The organism is Poseidonocella pacifica (genome assembly GCF_900111875.1).
Classification (GTDB): domain Bacteria; phylum Pseudomonadota; class Alphaproteobacteria; order Rhodobacterales; family Rhodobacteraceae; genus Poseidonocella; species Poseidonocella pacifica.
On sequence record NZ_FOJU01000001.1, the window covers coordinates 449,248 to 470,861 of the forward strand.

The window sequence follows — 21,614 nt, forward strand, 5'->3', positions numbered from 1 at the left end:
CCACCACGAACGGTCTCTCCTATCCCGGCACAGGGACCAAAGACCAAAGGCAAACAATGGCAATCACCGCAAGTATCCGGCATCTCACTCACTACCGCTATGATCGGCCCGTCATGCTTAGCCCGCAGGTCATTCGCCTGCGCCCCGCGCCGCATAGCCGGACGCGCGTGATATCCCATTCGCTGAAAGTTTCTCCCGAGGGGCACTTCGTCAATCATCAGCAGGACCCTTACGGAAACTGGATGTCTCGGTTTGTCTTTCCCGAACCGGTGCGCGAATTGAAGATCGAAGTGGATCTCGTTGCCGACATGACGGTCTACAACCCGTTCGATTTCTTCGTCGATGAGACCGCTGCGAGTTTTCCCTTTACGTACCCCGAGGACATCTTCGAAGACCTGTCGATCTACCGCAAGGTCGAGACGCAGGGCCCGCTTTTCGACGCGTTGCTCGGGAGTATTCAGAAACAGGCCGAGAGCACGGTAGATTTCCTCGTTGAGATCAACGCACGGCTCGCGCGCGAAATCGGCTATGTGATCCGTATGGAGCCGGGCGTGCAGACGCCCGAGGAAACCCTACAGACGGCCAAGGGATCGTGCCGCGATACGAGTTGGCTGCTTGTCCACCTGCTGCGCCATCTCGGCTTTGCCGCGCGGTTTGTCTCTGGGTACCTCATCCAACTCAAGCCGGATCTCAAGGCGCTCGACGGCCCTTCGGGAACCGAGCAGGATTTTACCGATCTGCACGCGTGGTGCGAAGTGTACCTTCCCGGCGCGGGGTGGATCGGCTTTGACCCGACCTCCGGGCTTTTGACGGGAGAGAGCCACATTCCGCTGGCCGCGACCCCGCATTACCGGAATGCCGCGCCCATCGTGGGTGGGTATACCGGCTCCCCCGATACCCAGATCGATTTCGATTTCGACATGCAGGTGACGCGGATTGCCGAGCATCCCCGCATTACCAAGCCCTTTTCCGATGAAAGCTGGGAAGCGCTCGATGCGCTGGGCCGCAAAGTCGATGAAAAGATCGCCGCTCAGGATATGCGTCTCACCATGGGGGGGGAGCCGACATTCGTCTCGATCGACGGTTTTGAGGGGGATGAGTGGAACACCGCAGCAGTGGGGCCGATGAAACGGGGTTTGGCGGACAAGCTGATCCGGCGTTTGCGGGATCGCTTCGCACCGGGCGGGTTCCTCCACTATGGGCAAGGCAAGTGGTATCCCGGAGAGACGCTTCCCCGGTGGACCTTCTCCCTTTACTGGCGGCGGGACGAAAAGCCGGTGTGGAAAGATCCCGCGCTGATCGCTGAGGAGAATGACAACACCGGAGCGACGCCAGAGCAGTCCGAGGCGCTGCTTGCCAACATCGCGGAACGGTTGGGCGTCGAAAGCGAGATGGTGGTGGCAGCCTATGAAGATCCCGCCGAATGGGTCATCAAGGAAGGCAGCCTGCCGGAGAATGTGACGCCGGAGAACTCTCGTCTCAAGGATCCCGAAGAACGTAACCGCATCGCGCGCGTCTTTGGGCGTGGCCTGACTGAACCAGCGGGCCATGTGCTTCCGATCCAACGCTGGCAATCGAAGGCGGCGGGGCATCGCTGGCGGTCCGAAAAATGGAAACTCCGCCGTGGTCACGTGTTTCTCGTGCCGGGCGACAGCCCCGTTGGATACCGCATTCCGCTCGGCTCGCTACCCCATGTGCCACCCTCGCAGTATCCATACGTCTATGTCACTGATCCGACGGTTGAGCGCGGGCCACTGCCTGATTTCGGCAACGGCCCGACCGAGCCCGCTCGGACGCCCGAGCGCGAACAGCCCGTGTCGGCCCCGCGTGAAAGCGGCAATTCGCAAGACGTTCGCGAGCAGCAGTTGAATTCCCCCGATGGGGCAGTGCGCACGGCAATCTCCGTGGAGCCGCGCGATGGCCGGCTTTGTGTCTTCATGCCCCCGGTCGAGGCGCTTGAGGATTATCTGGAGCTGATCGACGCCGCCGAGGATTCCGCGCGTGCGCTGGGCCTCAAGGTGCATATCGAAGGTTATGCGCCGCCGCAGGACCCGCGCATGAATGTTATCCGCGTGGCGCCCGACCCCGGCGTAATCGAGGTCAACGTGCATCCTGCAGGCGATTGGGCCGACTGCGTCGCCATCACCAACGCCGTGTACGAAGAGGCGCGTCAATGTCGTCTTGGGGCGGACAAGTTCATGATCGACGGCCGCCATACGGGCACGGGCGGCGGCAATCACGTGGTTGTGGGCGGAGAAACTCCGAACGACTCACCGTTCCTACGGCGGCCTGACCTGCTTGGATCGCTTATCTTGCACTGGCAGCGGCACCCCTCGCTCTCCTACCTGTTCTCCGGGCTTTTCATTGGGCCCACGTCGCAGGCTCCGCGGATCGACGAAGCGCGCCACGACACGCTCTATGAGCTTGAGATCGCGCTTGCTCAGATCCCGACGCCGGAGCAGGGGCCCCCGGTACAGCCATGGCTGACCGACCGGCTTCTGCGCAATATGCTGACCGATGTGACGGGCAATACCCACCGGGCGGAGATTTGCATCGACAAGCTCTATTCGCCCGATGGCCCGACAGGACGGCTCGGCCTCGTGGAATTCCGCGGGTTCGAGATGCCGCCCGATGCGCGCATGTCCCTCGCGCAGCAACTTCTGATCCGGGCGCTACTGACCCGGTTCTGGGATGCGCCGCTCAAGGGCAAACCGGTGCGATGGGGTACGACGCTGCATGATCGTTTCATGCTGCCCTATTTCGTTTGGCAGGATTTCCTCGACGTTCTGCGGGACCTTGGCGACCATGGGCTTCATTTCCGGCCCGAGTGGTACGAGGCGCAACGCGAGTTCCGCTTCCCCTTCGCGGGCGAGGTTGAATACGAGGGTGTGCATCTGGAAGTGCGTCAGGCGCTGGAGCCTTGGCACGTTCTGGGAGAGCGGGGCGCCATTGGCGGCACCGTGCGCTACACTGACAGTTCGGTGGAGCGGATGCAGGTGCAGCTCTCCGCTGCCGACCCCGACCGCTATATCGTCACATGCAACCGCCGCGCCATTCCACTTACCGCGACGGATCAGAATGGCGTTTCTGTGGGCGGAGTACGTTTCAAGGCTTGGCAGCCGGCAGAGGCCTTGCATCCGGTCCTGCCGGTCGATGCGCCCCTGACCTTCGACATCTTTGATACGTGGACGGGCCGCGCGCTTGGCGGGTGTACCTATCACGTGGCGCATCCGGGCGGTCGCAACTATGAGACCTTCCCGGTCAACACGAATGAGGCCGATGCCCGCCGCCTTGCGCGGTTTGAGAAGTCCGGCCATACGCCGGGCAGTTACTGGCCCGCACCCGAGACGCCTCATCCGGAATTCCCGATGACCCTCGATCTGCGGCGCGCTCCGGGAATATGATCGATGAACGACCACGCCGCTTTGCCGGATTTTGCTGCTGGGCTGCTGGCGGGCTATCGCCCTCCGGACGGCGTGGCGGACGAGTTGCTGCGCCGAAACGGCACGATCCGGCCTGTCTGGGATCCGTTGCTGAGGTATCTCGGCGGTCAGACGCCTGAGCAACGGGCGCAGGCCCTTCAACGAGGCGATCAGTACCTGCGCGATGCCGGGGTCTATTTCCGGCACCATTCCGGAGAATCCTCGACCGAGCGCGATTGGCCGCTGTCGCATATCCCGGTGATGATTGACGGCACCGAGTGGCAGCGGCTGTCGCGCGGGATCGTTCAGCGGGCCGAGCTTCTTGAACGGGTGATGGCCGATCTTTATGGGCCGGGCGATCTGGTGAAGAACGGACTGCTCCCGGCGGAACTGGTTGCGCGCAATCCCGAATGGTTGCGTCCAGTGGTGGGAATGCGCCCAAGATCAGGCAATTTCCTGCATTTCCTCGCCTTCGAGATCGGCAGATCCCCTGACGGCAGTTGGTTCGTTCTGGGGGATCGTACGCAGGCACCATCCGGATCTGGCTTCGCGCTGGAAAACAGGATGGCGACCAGCCGCGCCTTTCATGAGCTGTTTCCGAACGCCAATGTAGAGCGGCTCGCCTCCTTCTTTCGCAGCTTTCGCGACCGGCTGAGCGCGCTGCGCGGCGACGACGGGGGGCGCGTTGCGATCCTGACACCGGGGCCGCACACGGACACCTATTTCGAGCACGCCTATATGGCGCGATACCTTGGCATCATGTTGTTGGAATGCGAGGATCTCAAGGTTGTGGATGGTCGGCTGATGGTGCGGACCGTCAGCGGGCTTGAGCCGCTCAGCGTGATCTGGCGCAGGCTCGATGCGCGCTTTGCCGATCCGCTCGAACTCGATGAAGGCACCGCGCTCGGGACGCCGGGCATGGTGTCGGCGCTCAGGGCAGGCGGGGTGAGCATGCTCAATTGTCTGGGCTCTGGCGTGCTGGAGGCGCGAGCGCTCATGGCGTTCTTGCCGCGCATTTCCCGGCATTTGCTTGGCGAGCCGCTGGAGTTGCCCAACATCGCAACGTGGTGGTGCGGACAGTCCAAGGAGCGGGCCTATGTCCGCGACAATTTCGAAAAGATGATGATTGGTCCCGCGCTGTCGACGCAATTGCCGTTCGAGATGGATGCGACCACCGTTCTGGGCGGGCGGTTTCGAGGGGCGGCGCACGCGCCGGTGGCCGATTGGATTGAGGCGGAGGGGGATACGCTGGTTGGGCAGGAGGCTGTCAGCCTGTCAACGACCCCCGCGCTGATCGACGGCGTGCTGCAACCAAGGCCCATGGTCGTCCGGGTCTTTGCCGCGCGTACTGAAAATGGCTGGACGGTCATGCCGGGGGGGTATGCACGGATCGGAAAGACGGAGGATCCGACCGCGCTCGCCATGCAGGACGGCGGCTCCGTTGCCGATGTCTGGATCGTGTCCGACGCGCCCGTGGCCGCCGATAGCCTGACCGGGCAAGCATCCGGGCCGTTCATGCGCCAGATGCCGGGACGATTGCCCGCCCGTTCCGCCGACAACCTCTTTTGGCTTGGCCGCTTCGTCGAGCGGGCCGATTTCACCGTGCGGTTGCTGCGCGCCTATCATCTCCGGCTGGAGGAGGGCGGACAGACAGTCTCGCCCGTGACCAGGGCGGTGGAGACCTACCTGAAGGGGCTTGGCCTCGATCTGTCGCGCGCGATCCCCGAGGGGCTGCTTGAACTCTTCGATCTGGCCAAGACGGCAGCGGGCAAGGTGCGAGATCGCTTTTCCCCGGACGGATGGAACGCGATCAACGATCTGGCGCTGACCGCACGCGCATTGGCGGTAAGTGCAGGACCGGGTGACGATGCGGCCCGCGCCATGGGGGTTCTGCTGCGCAAACTGGCGGGGTTCGCCGGCCTTGTTCATGACAACATGTTTCGATTCACCGGCTGGCGGTTCCTGACCATTGGGCGCGCGCTGGAACGGGGATACCAGATGTCGGGACTGCTTGCGGTTTTCGCGGATCTGGGCGCCCCGCCGGGGGGCTTCGAAGTGGCGATCGAGGTGGGGGATAGTGCCATGACCCACCGCCGTAGGTATTCGGTAGAAACCAACCGCAACACCACAATCGATCTACTCGTGCTGGACCGGGAAAACCCGCGCTCGGTATTGTTCCAGATCGATGCCCTGCATGAGGAGCAACGCCGTTTGCCACAACGCGGCAGCACCTCCCAGATGACGCCCGTCGCGCGCAAGATCCTGAGCCTTCAAACCCGGATTGCCGTTGCCACACCGGAAGAAATGTCCAGCGCCGCGCTCAACAATGTGATGAGCGAACTCGCGATGATCTCCGACAGTCTTACCGCGCAATACATGAGTTAAGGGCATGCAGTACGATATCACCTTGCGCATCACCTATACCTATGAGCGCCCCGCGGCCGATACCCGGATGCTCTTGCGTATGGCGCCACGCATGTTGCCGGATCAGCGACCGATTTCCGGTATTGTGACGGTTGATCCTATACCCGATTTTCGCCGTGACGGATTGGATTTCTTCGGCAACAGCACGACCGAGATCGCCATAGACGCCCCGATCATCAAGATCGGGTTCACTTATCGTGGCCGGGTGGAGCGCAATCCCGGATCGGGTGGGCTTGACCTGTCCTGTCCGCTCTGGGCACTTCGCCGAGAGATCGAGGCCTGCCACGGGCTTGGACCCGAGACGCCGCATCACTTTCTTGGTCCTTCCGACCGTATCCGCCATGAGCCGGAGATACGTACTTTCGCCGAAGAGATCGCCCTGCCGGATATGTCGACGTTGTCGGTCGTGGAGGCGATCTGTGCCGCCCTGCATCAGAGTTTTGCCTTCGACCCGTCGGCCACCGAAGTGACGACCGAGCCGATAGAGGCCTTTCGCAATCGCCGCGGCGTATGCCAGGACATGAGCCATGTCATGATCACCGCCCTGCGCGAGGTGGGCATTCCGGCGGGTTATGTGTCGGGCTTCCTGCGTACATCGCCGCCGCCGGGCCAAGCCCGCCTCGAAGGAGCCGATGCGATGCACGCCTGGGTCCGGGCTTGGTGTGGGCAGGAATTGGGTTGGGTGGAGATCGACCCGACGAACAATATCCGCGCCGGAACGGATCACGTGGTCGTGGCCTATGGGCGCGACTATGCGGATGTGTCACCGGTGCGCGGCTCCATGCGGTCTTCTGGCTCTCAGACCACCACCCATCAGGTCGATGTGGCACCGCTCGAGATGACCGGCTGATCCGTCATTGTTCAGATACGCACGGGACCTGTGGGTTTTCCCTCAGTTGCTGTGGCGTCTGTTCTGCGTCACTTACGGCCCACAATCTTATTCACCTCTGGAGTACCTTGATGAACCGTATCCTTGCCGCCGTTTGCGCCGCGTCTTTTGTCGCAGCCCCAGCCTTTGCCGAGCCCGAAGCCTATGTGCTCGACAGCAGCCACAGCCAGATCCTCTTCTCCTACAATCACCTTGGCTATTCGACGACATGGGGCCTCTTTTCCGGCTTCGAAGGCGAGATTCAGTTCGACAAGGAAGATCCGGCGAATTCGTCCGTGGAGGTGTCTTTTCCGGTTCGCTCCATGCTGACCGGCTGGGAACAGCGCTTCCAGCACTTCATGTCGGATGATTTCTTCGGCGCGGATGAGAACGAGATGGTGACCTTCGCGTCCACTTCTATCGAAGTGACCGGCGACACCACCGCCGAGATCACCGGCGATTTGACGCTCAATGGCGTGACCAAGGAAGTCGTTCTGGATGCAGTCATGACCCAAGCGGGTGACCACCCGATGGAGCAAAAGCCCTGGGCCGGGTTCACGGCGACGACAACGTTGCTCCGCTCCGACTACGAAGTTGGCGCATTCGCGCCCTACGTAAGCGACGAAGTGCAGGTGCAGATCGCGATCGAAGCGATGAAGGCCGATGGCTAAGCCTGACCGCCATCATTGACGATGCAAGGTCGCCGGATCCCCCGGCGGCCTTTTTTTATTGAGCGGTAGCGCTTTGTGCACATGCCCGCAGATGCAGCTTGCACAGCCTTCCCGGGATCACTAGAAGGAGCCGGATTCCGCGACCACAGCGCGCGCGGGGATATTCTGCGCGCCCGAACGAGATGAGGATGTGACCCGATGCAAGTCACCGAGACCCAAAACGAAGGTCTGAAACGCGCTTATAATATCACCGTGTCGGCCGATGAACTCGACGCCAAGGTGACTGAGAAGCTCGTAGAGGCCCAGCCCGAAATCGAAATGAAGGGCTTCCGCAAGGGCAAGGTGCCGCTTCCTCTGCTCAAGAAGCAGTTTGGACAGCGTCTGCTCGGCGAAGCCATGCAGGAGACCATCGACGGCGCGATGGCTGAGCACTTTGAAAGCACTGGCGACCGTCCCGCGCTTCAGCCGCAGGTCAAGATGACCAACGACGACTGGAAAGAGGGCGACGACGTCAAGGTCGAAATGGCCTATGAAGCACTGCCCGAAATCCCGGAAGTCGATCTCTCCGGCATTTCGTTGGAAAAGCTGGTCGCGAAAGCTGATGAGTCCTCCGTTGATGAGGCGCTTGCCAACCTCGCCGAGACTGCGCAGGACTTCAAAGCTCGTCGCAAGGGTTCCAAGGCGAAAGACGGCGATCAGGTCGTCATCGACTTCGTGGGCAAGGTTGACGGCGAACCTTTTGAAGGTGGCTCCGCCGAAGACTACCCCCTCGTGCTCGGCTCCAACTCCTTCATTCCCGGCTTCGAAGAGCAACTCGTCGGTGTGAAGGCCGAAGAGGAAAAGAGCGTCGAGGTCAGCTTCCCCGAGGATTACCAAGCCGAGCATCTTGCGGGCAAGGCCGCGGTCTTCGAGTGCACGATCAAGGAAGTCAAAGAGCCGGTAGCCGCCGAGGTTGACGACGAGCTTGCCAAGAAGTTCGGCGCTGAAGATCTCGAAGCGCTCAAGGGTCAGATCCGTGAGCGGCTCGAGGCGGAATATGTCCAAGCATCCCGCGCGATCACCAAGCGCGCCTTGCTCGACAAGCTCGACGAACTGGTTTCCTTTGACCTTCCCCCAAGCCTTGTCGAAGCCGAAGCCAAGCAGATCGCACATCAGCTTTGGCACGAGGAAAACCCCGAAGTAGAGGGGCATGACCACGCAGAGGTCGAGCCGACCGATGAGCACAACAAGCTTGCCGAGCGCCGCGTGCGTCTTGGCCTGTTGCTTGCCGAACTCGGTCAGCGCCAGGAGATCAATGTCTCTGACGCGGAAATGACGCAATCGATCATGAATCAGGCGCGGCAATATCCGGGGCAGGAGCGCCAGTTCTTTGAATTCGTTCAGCAGAACCAGCAGATGCAGCAGCAACTCCGCGCGCCGATCTTCGAAGATAAGGTCGTCGACTATATCATCGAGCAGGCCGAAGTTTCCGAAAAGGAAGTTTCCAAGGACGAGCTTCAGAAGGCTGTCGAGGCCCTCGAAGAAGAGTGAGCCATTGCTCAATAGATCGGATCAAGGGGCCTTTTCGGGCCCCTTTTTCTTTGCCGCAAGGGTGCACATCCGCAGCCGGGGTACTAGGTAGAGGCGCATGAAAATGGTCCTGTTTATCTTGCTGTTGATCCTGATCGCGGCGGCGCTCTATGTGCGGCTCGCGCCCCATGACGCCGCGCGGTGGCATCAGCCGGTCGAGGGGGACGACAAGGATTTTCCGTTTGGCCTGCGCCGGATTATTCCCGGCGGTTCAGAGCGGTTTTCCCGGCTTGATGCGATCATCCGCGCCACGCCCCGGACGCAGCATCTGGCAGGCTCGCTGGAGGAGGGGCGCCTGACCTATGTCACGCGCTCCGCGCTCTGGGGGTTTCCCGACTACACGACAATCGACCTGCGCGACCAAGAGATCGCGATTTATGCGCGCCTTCGATTTGGCAAGGCGGACATGGGCGTCAATCGCCGCCGTGTCTTGGCATGGCTGGAGCGGCTTGATTCCTAAACCCGCTTGACCGCGCGAAGGGCTTGGGCGAGAGAGCAGCATGGTTCCCGCAGAGAGACTGGATCAGATTGTCGGACGTTTCGAGTATCTCGAAGCGAAGCTGGCCGAAGGGGGCGGCGCGGATGTCGCGCGCCTGTCTCGTGAGTATTCCGAGTTGCGCACCGTCGTGGCCCAGATCAGAGAATATCGCCGACTGCTGAGCGATATCAGCGATGCCGAATCCCTGCTGGACGACCCCGAAATGGGGGAGTTGGCGCGCGACGAGCTGCCCGGACTTCGGATGCAGCTTCCCGAGGCGGAACACGCGTTGCAACTTGCGCTCTTGCCGAAGGATTCCGCCGATGCGAGGCCCGCGATCCTTGAGATTCGCCCCGGAACGGGGGGGGATGAGGCCGCGCTTTTTGCGGGGGATCTCTTGCGCATGTACCACCGCTATGCCGAAGCGCGCGGCTGGCGCATTGAGATGATCGAGGAACAAGCGACGGAGCTTGGCGGCATCAAGGAGGTCGTGGCGCGTATCGTGGGGGAAAACGTATTTGCCCGGTTGAAATTCGAAAGCGGCGTCCACCGTGTACAGCGCGTTCCCGAGACAGAGAGCGGCGGGCGGATTCACACCTCCGCCGCGACCGTGGCCGTTCTTCCGGAGGCTGAGGATGTGGACGTCCAGATCGACGCGAACGACCTGAGGATTGATACAATGCGGTCCTCCGGGGCGGGCGGTCAGCATGTCAACACAACCGACAGCGCGGTGCGGATCACCCACTTGCCAAGCGGGATCGTCGTGACATCCTCCGAGAAGTCGCAGCATCGCAACCGGGAGATCGCCATGCAGGTGCTCAAAACCCGGCTTTTCGACATGGAACGTCAGCGCGCCGCGGATGAACGCTCTGCAAGCCGCAAGGCGCAGGTCGGCTCCGGCGACCGGTCGGAGCGCATCCGGACCTATAACTTCCCCCAAGGCCGCATGACCGATCACCGGATCAACCTTACGCTCTACAAACTCGATCAGATCATGCAGGGCGATCTCGACGACGTAATTGATGCGTTGACCGCCGATTTCCAAGCGTCCCAGTTGGCAGAGATGCAATGACCGCCGGCCAGGCGCTTGCCGCTGCGGCTGCTCAACTCCGAGAGGCGGGTGTGCCCGATGCCGCGCGGGATGCGCGTCGGCTTCTGGCTCATGCCGCTCAGATCGAGGCGAGTCGCGTGACGCTGATCGCCCCGGAGGACCTCGCGCCAGAAGTCGCCGAAAATTTCAGCGCCCTCATCCGTCTTCGGGCCGAACGCATTCCGGTTTCTCATCTCGTGGGTGAGCGGGAGTTTTACGGGAGGCCCTATTTCGTCTCCCGCAATGTGCTCGACCCGCGCCCGGAAACAGAGATGCTGATCGAAGCGGCGCTGGCGGAGCCGTTTTCCAGCGTGCTCGACCTGGGAACTGGATCCGGGTGTATTCTCGTTACGCTTCTCGCGGAGCGGGAGGGGGCGGTCGGGCTGGGCGTCGACACATCCGAGGCGGCCTGTCTTGAAGCAGCGGCGAATGCTGTGCGCCATGAGGTTGCGCGCCGGGCGGATTTCGTCGCATCGGATTGGTTCTCGGGGGTGGAGGGGCAATTCGATCTGATCGTATCAAATCCCCCCTATATCGCGATCGGCGAAATGGCGGACCTTTCCCCGGAAGTTCGCAGGCACGAGCCTTGGGGCGCGCTGACTGACGGGGCGGACGGGCTTTCGGCCTATCGCGCGATTGCCGCTGGGGCAGGGGCGCATCTGGAGCGTCATGGGCGGCTCATCGTCGAAATCGGACCAACGCAGGCAGAGGCTGTTCGCGAAATCTTTACGGAGTTCGGGTTTTCCTTTTTGCAAGTGCTCCCCGATCTTGATGCGCGGGACAGAGTTGTCGTCGCGAAACGAGGGTAATGCGCGGATTTGGCGCGTGAAATGGCGTTTTTTAGCTGTTAGAATACAGTTCTTACTTGTCAGGTTAGACAAGACATGTTTAATCAGGGATGCCGCTCGGCGAGGAGGCCCCCGGGCCCCGGACGCGGCACCAAGCCGAACAGCAAGGTTCTTCGTAAGTCTTCCACGCACGAGGCGCGGAACGGGACCTGCCAGAAAAGACACAGGCTGGACCAGCAACCAATGAGATCAAGCAAGCAACGCTCGCGCAACAAGAACCGCAATCGCTCTGTGGGCAACAATATCAACCGGGTCTTTGACAGCTCCGGGCCCGAGGGCAAGGTGCGCGGTACACCGCAGCAGATTATCGAGAAGTACAATCAGCTCGCTCGCGATGCGCAGTTGTCCAACGACCGTGTGGCCGCTGAGAATTTTCAGCAGCATGCCGAGCACTATCTGCGGATGCTGAGCGAAGCGACGCGGGAACAAGACCAGCGCCGTGAGGAGCAGGAGCAGCGCCGCGAAGAGCAGGAGCGCCAGAACCGCGAGCGTCAAGCTGAGCGGGATCGCTCGCGCCCGGAGCAGCGTCAGGAGCCCGAGACGAATACCACGCCCGAAGATCCGGCGGAGTCACCCCAGCCTGATGTGATCGACGCAAGCGGCGGTGAGGAAAGCGGTTTGGTGGAGACGCCCGAGACCGCGGAGAAACCCAAGCCCAAGCGTGCCCCGCGTCCGCGCAAGCCGCGTGCCAAGAAACCCGACCCGGAAACGACGGGTGAAGCGGCAGAGCCGGCATCGCAGGACACCTCTGAAAGCACGCCCGACGCCGCCGAATAGGCGTCAGGCGACGTTGCGCGCCAGCGCGCAGAACCCTTCCAGTGGTATTTCTTCGGCACGGGCCGTCGGCGCTATTCCTACAGAGCGCAGGCGGTCCTCGATGTCGGGCGCGAGGCCCTTGAGCGCCGCGCGCAGCATCTTGCGCCGCTGATTGAAGGCCATGGCCACCACACGTTCCAAAACCTTTGCATCAGCCTCAAATCGCGGTGCGGGCAACGCGGTGAGATGGACCACAGCCGAGCTGACCTTGGGCGGCGGAGTAAAGGCTTCGGGCGGAAGGTTCATCGCGATACGTGGATCCGTTCGCCATTGGGCGAGGATGGCAAGCCGGCCGTAAGCCTTGCTTCCGGGCTTCGCCACGATCCGCTCGGCCACTTCCCGCTGAAACATCAGGGTCAGGCTATCCCACACCGGCGGCCACACCTTCGGGGTCAGCCAGCGCACCAACAATTCCGTACCGACATTATACGGCAGGTTCGCAACGATCCGGAACGGCGCATCGAGATGTTCCAATGGATCGACCTCTAGAGCGTCGCCCTCGATGACGGTCAGGCGGCCAGGATAGGCTTCGCCGATCTGCTCCAGAGCGGGCAAACAGCGGCGATCCTTTTCGATCGCCAGAACCCGGCGCGCACCTTCGGCCAGCAAACCGCGCGTCAAACCTCCGGGGCCGGGGCCAACTTCGAGCACGTCCACGCCTGTAAGGTCCCCGGCTTGGCGGGCAATCTTGGCCGTCAGGTTGAGGTCCAGCAGGAAGTTCTGCCCCAGCGACTTGCGCGCCGAAAGCTCATGCGTAGCGATCACCTCGCGGAGGGGCGGCAGGCCGTCGATAGCGCTCATAGGTGATGACTTTCAGAACAGGGGGTCATGCCGTGCGATTGGCGGCCATGCGCGCCGCCAGTTCGAGAGCGGCAACGGTTGATCGTGGGTCGGCGCGCCCGGTCCCGGCGATGTCAAAGGCCGTGCCATGGTCAGGAGAGGTCCGAACGAAAGGCAGCCCGAGTGTGACATTGACCCCATGCGCGAAATCGATTGTCTTGATCGGGATCAGAGCCTGATCGTGGTACATGGCGATCGCGGCGTCGTACCGCTCGCGCGCTTCGGCATGAAACATGGTATCGGCGGAATGCGGACCGCTTACGTCCAGCCCTTCGCGGCGGAGCCGTTGAATGACCGGGGAGATCATGTCGATCTCTTCCGAGCCCATCGCGCCACCTTCCCCCGCGTGAGGGTTGAGACCAGCAACAACAAGCCGGGGCGCTTCGATGCCGAAGTCCCGCCGAAGCGCGCGCTCCGTCGTCACGATCGTCTCGGATAGCAATTCGTCGGTCAGCGCTTGCGGCACGTCGGAGAGCGGAATGTGGATTGTGGTGGGAACCACCCGCAGCGCGTCGCAGGCCAGCATCATCACAACGCGGTCAACCCCGGCCAGAGCGGCCAGATATTCCGTGTGACCGGGATAGGCAAAGTTCGCACCATCTTTCAGCGCCTTTTTGTGGATCGGGGCTGTGCAAAGCGCGATGGCCTCTCCGCCCTGCACGAGATTGACAGCGCGGGCGATCACCTCGATCACGGCGCGTGCATTCTCGGGGCTGGGTTGTCCGGGGAGAGCGGGGGCGGGGAAATCATGCCGCAGGACCGGCAAAGCGCGAGACGCGACATAGAGCGCTTCGGCGGGGCTGGAGATTTCCGCAACCGGTGTTCCGGCGGGAAGATGCGACGGATCGCCGAGCCACGCAAAGGGGCGGCGCGCGCCGAGTGTTTCCCAGGCGCGCACGGCGAGTTCCGGCCCGATACCGGCGGGCTCTCCGCAAGTCAGAAGCAGCGGGCCCATCCTTATTCGTCCCGGATCACGGCATCTGCACGCAGCTGCGCGAGAAAGCTTTCGGCCACAGAGTTGAGCTTCGCGTTGCGCAGTTGCGTCTCTACCTGCTCTCGGTCCGTTCCGGTGTTTCCGGCGGCAGTGCGTCCGCAGAGCATCAAGAGCATCAGCGTATCCCCGTCCGCGCGGGTCAGCAGCGTTGAGGTTTCGCCCGGATCGAGCTTCGCCAGTTCGACGGCGATATCCTGCGGGATGTCCCCGGGGGCGCGATCGCTGCGCTCAAGTTGTTCGGGGGGCAGGTCCTTGGCGATCCCGTAGAGATCGTCGCAGGTGTCGGTCGCGGCGGTAATCCGGGCCGCTTCTGCAAGTGTCTCGGCGCTGCGTCCGCCGGGGAGATAAAGCGCCGCGTAATCGATGCTGGCATACTCCCGATCCACTCCAGTGACTTCCTCGATGGCGCGCAGCTGGAAGACCGCGACCGCGTTGTCGAGCGGCAGCGGTTCGGTCACCTCGCCGGGTTCAAGCCCGAGAAAGATCGTCCGCAGTTGTGGTGGGAAGCGCGACAAGGGAAGCCAAGGCAAACGCCCGCCCTGATCGCGGGTCGGGGTCGCCGAAACCTCACGCGCGCGCTGAGAGAAGGTCGTGAACGACTGCATCCCGCCCAGTTGTTCGGCAATGCGCATCGCCTCGGCGCGCCGTTGCGGCGGGGCGGGGATGATGATCTCGGCCAGAAGGACACGAACCGCATCCCCACTGCTGGAGGTGGCGAGCGCCATGTCGATCTCGCTCTGGGTGACTTGGGTCCGGGGAGCGAAGCGCGCCCGGATCAGCTCCCGCCAGCTCAGACCCGCACGAACAAAATCCCGCAGGGTTTCCGGCTCAATACCTTGCCCTCCGAGTTGCCCCAGAAACTGATCGAGCGAGAGATTGGCGCGGCCGGCGAATTCTTCCATGCCCGCGCGGATCTGCTCTTCGGCAAGGCGGATACCGGCAGCTTCGGCCGCATCGAGGCGGAGCCGGTCGTCGATCAGACCCTCACGGGCGACTTCGGCCGGATTACCGGGATTGTTGAGAACGCCAAGCAGGCGCACACGCTGTTGAATTTCGTAATTCGTGATCACCCGGTCATTGACGCGGATGGCCGGTGCAAACAGGCCCTGAGCCGTCGCAACGGGAGCCGCAAAAGTGATGATGGCGAGAAGCGCGGGGAAGACGGCAATCAGGCGCATGAATCCTCTTTCTTGATCAGTAGGTGCAGCTTCGGCTGCGGTCGGTCTCGCTCCGGCGTCCGCCGAAGCCGCGCAGTTCGATCAGGAAATCGAACTCCGTCGAGGGGTCAAGCTCATCCGTGGACGTATAGCGGCGCGATGCCGACAATGTCATGGCGATGCATTCGTTTTCATAGGTCAACTCTCCCCCCGCGCGCGCGGTGCTTGCGCTGCTGACGTCATAACGCCAATCAACCGAGGCGGTCCAGTGCCGCGACAGATCGTATCCGCCCTCAAGCGAAACTTCGGAGATAGCTTCATCCCGATCTTCGTCGTCATCCCGAGGCAGCAGCACATGGGTCGCCGCGAGGGTCAGCCGGTCGCCGTCCCATCCCAGCCGGGATTCGGATTTGGTCACATCAAAGCCGTCGTCGAACAAGGTTCGTGTGGTGAAGGCGAGGCCGTTCTCCGACAGAACCTGTCCGCCGATCAGCCAATCCGATTGCCGCCCGGCGAGGCCGGAGCTTATGGAAAAGCTGTCGACGGAAGACTCACGATAAAGCCGGCCGAACCCGAGTTTGCTCGTCAGGCCGGAGGTCGCATCGGTCCGGCTCCATGTCAGCCCGGCAGAGGCGCGCAGCCCTTCGTCGCGGCGATCCGGGGCAGGGTATCGCGACAGCGCGAACAGGTTTCCCTCGTCGAATTCGATCCGCGTGCTTTCCTCATTGGGGATCGTCGTGCCCAGTGTTTCCGACCACGCAAGGAGCACCACAGGTTCGAGCAGGTGGGTAACACCGGTCGCCCCTTGCCGGGCCAGAGGCCAACGCAATTCGGCGGCGATGGCTGGCTGGTAGGTAAAGGCGTTGGGGTCGCTCTCACTGTCCTGCTGAATATTGAACCAATCCACGTTGAGCCGGGTCAGAAGCCCGAACCGCAGTCCCGCCGGCCCGGTCCAACGCCGTTGCCAATCCAGTTCCGCATTGGCGCGTGACACATCCCGTCCCACGATATCGGTGTCGGAATAGCGGTAATGGCTATGGGCGCTCATGCCAAAGCGCAGGATTCCGCCAATGCGGGTGGGGGCGATCCGCCGGTCATAGATGATATCCCCGATGATCGTCGGCTGGGTGGAATTGGCCTCATCGTCGCGCAGGGTCTGGTAGTGGATGATACCTGCGCCGAAATACTCATCCGCCTGGGTGCGCGAAATTTCGACTTCGCTGTCGAGCCGGTCCTTGGAAGAATAGCCGTAGTCGAGAAGGTAGGTATCGTCGGTGGTGGCTTCCACGTCGAAATCGAGCGTGTATCCGCGATTGAGGTAAAAGAACCCGGAGCCGAAGAGATAGCCGCGCCACTCATCCGGTTTGATATCGTCGTCCGAAAGCGCGCCCTCCAGCGAGATCCACCCACGGGTGAACGCCTGTCGATAACGCCATTCCAACGTGCGGGTTTCGCGCGTCACGAACGGCGTCAGCGTGATGTCGGCGTGATCCCCGAGCCGGAGGAAATACGGCAGCTTCAGGCCCGTTCCCACTTCGGAGTTGGACCGAACCGACGGCACCAGAAAGCCCGATGCGCGCTCCAGCGTCGGGTCGGGAAAACGCAGGCGCGGCAACCAGAGCACTGGCACGTTCAGCACACGGAATTGGGCGTTCTCGAAATAGACCTGACGTTCGAGTTCGTCGTGGATCACGCGCGAGGCGCGAATCTGCCAGATCGGCGGGCCGCCGTTGCAGATCTGACACGAGGATGCTGCGACCTTGGCCAGTTGGGTATAGCGTCCACCGGCGCGGTCAAGCTGAACGGCAGCAAGCTGAAGCTGCTGGTCGAGCACGAGACGAGCACCGCGCAGGATCCCGTCCTGAAGATCGCGGTCCAACTCGGCCCCATCCGCCAGAAGCAGCATGTCCTCCCCGTCTTCGATCCGTACCGGGCCCGTGATCGACAGGCGGTTCGCCTGATCGTCAAAGGTGATGGCCGAAGCGGTCAGGCGCGTGTCGCCCTGAAACACTTCGACGTTCCCTTCGGCAATCAATTGGTCCTCGCCCTCGATCCGCACACTGTCGGCGATGAGCAGCGCGGCCTCTTGCGCCAGAGAGGTACAGGGAAGGAGCGCCATCAGCGCCGCGAGTAACCGTTTCATCCGTCCTCCATATGCAGGATCAGCCCGAGCGCAAAGAGGATGCCGACCGCGGGCGGCGCCCACGCAGCGAGGATCACGGGAATTTGGCCGTTCTCTCCGAGGATTTGCGCGAAGTTCCGGACGAAATACAGGGCGAAAGCAAGCAAAACCGCGATCAGCACCATCAGGCCGGTGCGCCCGAACCTTGCGGGGCGCATGGTGAACGCAGCCGCGATCAGGACCATCGAGGCCAGAAACAGCGGGCGAGCGAGTTCGGTCTGAAACCATGTCACATGGCGGCGGGCGGAAAAGCCCGAGGCTTCGAGTTGAGCGATATAGATGGGCAGATCCCAGATCGGGATGGCCGAAGGCGTACCGACAGAGGCCGCGATCCGCTCCTTCGTAAGGCTGGAGGCGATGCGCAGGGTTTCATGCTGTTGAGAGGAGGCTTCGGGATTGAGCCCCTCGGCCAGTGGCCACGCCTTGGCATTGGTGAGAATCCACGCCCCCTCGGCCAGAACGGCACGTTCCGCCTCCACCCGCCGGATCGGTGTGCCGGATGGCGCGAAGCTGAGGAACGACACCCCATAAAGCTCTGAGCCATCCCCATTGGCGGAAGATGCGCGGATAACCGTTTGACCTTGCTCAGAACCCTGGCGCAGCCACAGTCCTTCCCGCGAGATCGAGAAGATGCTTTCCACCCCGCTCTTGTAGCGCAGCGCGAGGGCGTCATAGCGCTTGGAGGTGGCCGCAACGATCGGATTGACCACGGACACCGCGACAATCCCGATCAGCAGCGCCGCGACAAAGGGTGCCAACAACGCGCGAAGCGCAGAGCGCCCCGCTGCCCGTGCCACGACCAACTCCGACGTGCGGGCGAGGCCGAGAAACAGTGCGAGCGCCGCGAGGATCATCATAAGGGGCAAGAATTCGTAGAGCGTTTCCGGCGTCTGGAGCGCGGTAAGCTGCGCGGCCTCAGCAAGCCCCACGGTATCGCTGTCGAAACGGCGTATCTGTTCCACCAGATCCAGCAAAAAGAGAAAGGCCGCAAAAACTGCGAAGGTCGCGAGGAAAATCATCAGGAACTTGCGCGCGAAATACCGGTGCAGAATCATGTCGCCACCCTGCGGGCGCGCCGGTGGAGCCCCCCGCGCTGCGCGATCCAGAGCATGATGCCCGCGATCGCAAAGCCGACCCCGGCAGGGAGATAGGCCAGCGGCCAAAGCGCCGCAGTGCTTCGGACCGGGTCGGTTATGGCACCGAGGGTGCCTTGTACGACGATCAGGAAAAAGATCGAAAGGATGATCCACGGCCCGATTCCAAAACGTGAAAAACCGCCCGCCATGAGCGTGGAAAAGCCGATGAGGGCCGCAGCGATGCAGAGCAACGGTTGTTGCAACCGCTCGTGCAACTCGGCCCGTACGCGGGCGGGGTCGGACCGTGCGATCTCCACAGCTTCATCCGGCGCGAACATCAGCATGGAGGTCGGTAGATGCCCCACCCGCGGGCGGGAGTCGCCCGCCTCCCCGATAAGCGCGCCGATGTCATAGGTGAAATCCTGAAAATGGGTTGTGGAAAGCCGCATCCCGTCCTGCTCCAGCGATTGCGCAAGTCCTTCGAGCATGACCAGTTTGGCCGCTTCCTCATCGCTGCGCACAAGGTAGGCCTCTGACGCGGTATAGGTGGTGATCCGTGTCGCTTCGCGGGTGTCCGACAAGAAGACGTGGCGCAGGACGGCATCGGGCGTGATCTCTCCGATATAGAAGGTCACACCTTTGACGGGATGCAGGAAAACGCCTTCTGTCAGTAGCTTGGCGGTGATGTTTCGCGCAATTTCATCCTCCCGGTCGCTCAGGCGATCCGCGCTCATCGGAACTAGGAAAAGCGTGAGCGCCGACATCATAACCGCGACCATCACGCCAAAGATCGCCACTGGCCGGGCCAGACGGAGCGGTGAATTCCCCGTGGCCTGAAGCGCGGTAAGCTCGGATTCCGAACTGAGCCGGTTGATGACATAGGTCGTTCCGGCAAACGCTGCGAGTGGGAGGATCTGGGCGATGACGGCGGGCAGGGACAGGAGCGAGAATTCTAGGAAAACGCGCGCGGATTGCCCATCCCCCACCAACTTGTCGAACAGCACGACGGCGCGGTTGATCCAATAAACGGCGACCAGAACGAGCGCAAAGAATCCGAAAAGGACCGTGAGTTGCGACAGAAGATATTTGTCCGTCCTGCCCACCTGTCCCCCGGGGTTTCGCCGCCTCTTTGGCGCTGGACACTAGCTCAACTCCGAACGGGGGAAAACTGCAATCTGGTCATTCCGGGGGGCGCGGGCTAGGACTCAAGCCCAAGAGAGCAAGAGACATCGCCAAGGAGGCTGCCACGTGACGGACGTTCTTTCATTCCAATTTGCCGAAACGGATCTTGAGGCGATCGCAACCGCCGAGGGGCGCGTCGCCGTCGTCGTGGGCGCGGATGGCAAGATGGGGCCTGCGGCACGCCGGCTGAACCGGCTCAGCAAGGGCGCCGTGGCGCGTCTGGTCGGGGCCGAGCGCTTTGAAAAGGCCAAGCCGGGCGACGTGCTGAGCCTTGCGTTTCCCGCCGGAATGGAGGCCGAGGCGATCGACGTGGTAAAGCTTGACCGGCGCGCCGGGGCAGAAGAGGCCCGCAAAGCCGGGGCGTCTCTTGCCAAGGCTAAAGGCTCTGCCGCGCTGACCGTGTGTTTGGGCAGTATCGCACGTCCCGCGGAGGTGGTGCTTGGGTTGGCCATGCGGGCCTATGCCTTCAGCGATCACAAATCCGACAAGCCTGATGCGGCGCAGGGCGTAACGGTCATGTGCACCAAGCCGGATGAGGCAGAGGCGGCCGCCGCGCCGGTGCTCGCCGTGGCCGAGGGCGCGTTCTTCACCCGCGATCTGGTGAGCGAGCCTGCGAACGTGCTCAACACCGTGGAATTCGCCGATCGGCTTGTGGCGTTGTCCGAGCTTGGGGTGGAGGTCGAGGTACTCGAAGAGGCGGATATGGAGGCGCTCGGGATGGGCGCGCTTCTGTCCGTGGGGCACGGCTCCGCACAGCCGTCAAAGATGGTGGTGATGAAGTGGATGGGCGGCGGCGATGAGTCCCCGCTCGCGCTTGTCGGCAAGGGCGTTGTCTTCGACACTGGCGGGATCAGCCTCAAGCCTGCCGCTGGCATGGAAGACATGACCATGGATATGGGCGGCGCGGGCGTTGTCTCTGGCGTGATGAAAACATTGGCGCGACGCAAGGCCAAGGCCAATGTGGTCGGCCTTGTCGGGATCGTCGAAAACATGCCCTCTGATCGTGCGACGCGCCCCGGCGATGTCGTGACCTCCATGAAGGGCGATACGATCGAGGTCATCAACACCGATGCCGAAGGCCGTCTCGTGCTTGCCGACGTGCTTTGGTACGCGCAGGAAAAGATCAATCCTTCCTGCATCGTGGATCTCGCCACGCTGACCGGCGCGGCGATCATCGCCTTGGGCCACGAAAACGCAGGCGTGCTTTCCAACGACGACGAGTTTGTCGGCAAGTTCCTCAAGGCGGCTGCCGCCGAGGGAGAGGGCGCATGGCGTCTTCCGCTGGGACAGGGCTATGCGGACTTGATCAAGAGCCGGATCGCGGACGTCAAGAACTCCGGCGGCCGGCCTGCGGGCACGATCACCGCGGCCGAGTTCCTGCACCGGTTCATCAAGGATGGCATGCCTTGGATCCACCTCGATATCGCGGGTGTGGCATCCGTCAAGGCAGAGACCAAGCTCGCGCCCCAAGGGGCAACGGGCTGGGGCGTTCTGTCTCTCAACCGGCTGGTACAGGAGTATTTCGAGAACTGATGGGTGCGGCCTATTTCTACCATCTGACACGCCACCCGCTGGAGGTGACATTGCCGCTACTGATCGGCAAGTCGCTTGCGGCGGGTTGGCGCGTGGCGGTCCGGGGAACGGATGAGAACCGGCTGCGCACATTGGATGAGAAGTTATGGCTTGGGTCCGACAGTTTTCTACCGCACGGTATGGCGGGCGGTGAATTCGATAGTGACCAGCCTGTGCTTCTGACGCGGGATGATGCGCGGAACAGCGCGCAATGCTGGATGATGATCGACGGGGCCACCGCATCGCCTGACGAGGTCACGGCAGCGGAGCGTGTCTGCATCCTCTTCGATGGCAATGACGATGTCGCGATGCAGCGCGCGAGAGAGCAGTGGCGCACCCTGACAGGCGCGGGGTGTGCAGCACAATACTGGTCCGAAGAAAGCGGTCGTTGGGAAAAGAAGAGGGATACAGCGGCGTGAACGACC

The 21,614-nt window shown here is 62.4% G+C and carries 17 protein-coding genes; 11 read left to right on the top strand and 6 right to left on the bottom strand.

All coding sequences use genetic code 11. The annotated features are described in order from the left end of the window. Positions 1-56 precede the first annotated feature (56 nt). From BM234_RS02130 to BM234_RS02170, 9 genes are all read left to right on the top strand, one after another. Complete coding sequence (locus tag BM234_RS02130) at positions 57-3,404, top strand: transglutaminase family protein (protein ID WP_092060157.1); 3,348 nt, start codon at positions 57-59, stop codon at positions 3,402-3,404. Positions 3,405-3,407: 3 nt separating this feature from the next. Continuing rightward, the gene (locus BM234_RS02135; RefSeq protein WP_092060159.1) at positions 3,408-5,807 is read left to right on the top strand and encodes a circularly permuted type 2 ATP-grasp protein; all 2,400 of its coding nucleotides are present in this window, start codon (positions 3,408-3,410) and stop codon (positions 5,805-5,807) included. Between the two features lie 4 nt (positions 5,808-5,811). After that, on the top strand, positions 5,812-6,696 hold the full coding sequence (locus BM234_RS02140) for a transglutaminase family protein (RefSeq protein WP_092060161.1): 885 nt from the start codon (positions 5,812-5,814) through the stop codon (positions 6,694-6,696). Positions 6,697-6,806: 110 nt separating this feature from the next. Next, the gene (locus tag BM234_RS02145; RefSeq protein ID WP_092060163.1) at positions 6,807-7,385 is read left to right on the top strand and encodes a YceI family protein; all 579 of its coding nucleotides are present in this window, start codon (positions 6,807-6,809) and stop codon (positions 7,383-7,385) included. A gap of 198 nt (positions 7,386-7,583) precedes the next feature. Next, a complete protein-coding gene (tig, locus tag BM234_RS02150; protein WP_092060165.1) occupies positions 7,584-8,915 on the top strand; it encodes a trigger factor in 1,332 nt (443 codons plus the stop codon). 103 nt (positions 8,916-9,018) lie between these two features. Next, positions 9,019-9,414 (top strand): DUF1499 domain-containing protein, encoded by a 396-nt coding sequence (locus tag BM234_RS02155; protein ID WP_245752447.1) that lies wholly within the window; start codon positions 9,019-9,021, stop codon positions 9,412-9,414. Between the two features lie 40 nt (positions 9,415-9,454). Further along, a complete protein-coding gene (gene prfA, locus BM234_RS02160; protein ID WP_092060169.1) occupies positions 9,455-10,504 on the top strand; it encodes a peptide chain release factor 1 in 1,050 nt (349 codons plus the stop codon). Further along, entirely contained in the window at positions 10,501-11,331 is an 831-nt protein-coding gene (gene prmC / locus BM234_RS02165) for a peptide chain release factor N(5)-glutamine methyltransferase (RefSeq protein ID WP_092060171.1), read from the top strand. Before prfA ends, prmC begins: the two co-directional genes overlap by 4 nt. Before the next feature lie 222 nt (positions 11,332-11,553). After that, positions 11,554-12,147, top strand: a complete 594-nt coding sequence (locus BM234_RS02170) for a DUF4167 domain-containing protein (RefSeq protein ID WP_092060173.1) — start codon at positions 11,554-11,556, stop codon at positions 12,145-12,147. A 3-nt stretch (positions 12,148-12,150) separates the two neighbouring features. On the opposite strand, the gene rsmA is transcribed toward BM234_RS02170, so the two are convergent. Genes rsmA through lptF form a run of 6 tightly spaced genes read right to left on the bottom strand, consistent with a single transcriptional unit; the run spans position 12,151 to position 19,538 of the window. Continuing rightward, on the bottom strand, positions 12,151-12,987 hold the full coding sequence (gene rsmA, locus BM234_RS02175; RefSeq protein ID WP_092060175.1) for a 16S rRNA (adenine(1518)-N(6)/adenine(1519)-N(6))-dimethyltransferase RsmA: 837 nt from the start codon (positions 12,985-12,987) through the stop codon (positions 12,151-12,153). Between the two features lie 25 nt (positions 12,988-13,012). Next, positions 13,013-13,981, bottom strand: coding sequence for a 4-hydroxythreonine-4-phosphate dehydrogenase PdxA (gene pdxA, locus BM234_RS02180; protein ID WP_092060177.1), 969 nt, complete (start codon positions 13,979-13,981; stop codon positions 13,013-13,015). 2 nt (positions 13,982-13,983) lie between these two features. Continuing rightward, on the bottom strand, positions 13,984-15,198 hold the full coding sequence (locus tag BM234_RS02185; RefSeq protein ID WP_092060179.1) for a peptidylprolyl isomerase: 1,215 nt from the start codon (positions 15,196-15,198) through the stop codon (positions 13,984-13,986). Positions 15,199-15,214: 16 nt separating this feature from the next. Then, positions 15,215-17,320 (bottom strand): LPS-assembly protein LptD, encoded by a 2,106-nt coding sequence (locus BM234_RS02190; RefSeq protein ID WP_092060181.1) that lies wholly within the window; start codon positions 17,318-17,320, stop codon positions 15,215-15,217. Next, complete coding sequence (gene lptG, locus BM234_RS02195; RefSeq protein WP_092060183.1) at positions 17,317-18,414, bottom strand: LPS export ABC transporter permease LptG; 1,098 nt, start codon at positions 18,412-18,414, stop codon at positions 17,317-17,319. The genes BM234_RS02190 and lptG overlap by 4 nt, the downstream gene beginning before the upstream one ends. Further along, a complete protein-coding gene (gene lptF / locus BM234_RS02200; RefSeq protein WP_092060185.1) occupies positions 18,411-19,538 on the bottom strand; it encodes an LPS export ABC transporter permease LptF in 1,128 nt (375 codons plus the stop codon). Before lptF ends, lptG begins: the two co-directional genes overlap by 4 nt. A 145-nt stretch (positions 19,539-19,683) precedes the next feature. On the opposite strand from lptF, the gene BM234_RS02205 reads away from it, so the two are divergent. Beyond that, on the top strand, positions 19,684-21,150 hold the full coding sequence (locus tag BM234_RS02205; RefSeq protein ID WP_092060187.1) for a leucyl aminopeptidase: 1,467 nt from the start codon (positions 19,684-19,686) through the stop codon (positions 21,148-21,150). Next, on the top strand, positions 21,150-21,608 hold the full coding sequence (locus BM234_RS02210; protein WP_092060189.1) for a DNA polymerase III subunit chi: 459 nt from the start codon (positions 21,150-21,152) through the stop codon (positions 21,606-21,608). The genes BM234_RS02205 and BM234_RS02210 overlap by 1 nt, the downstream gene beginning before the upstream one ends. The last annotated feature ends 6 nt before the right edge of the window (positions 21,609-21,614 follow it).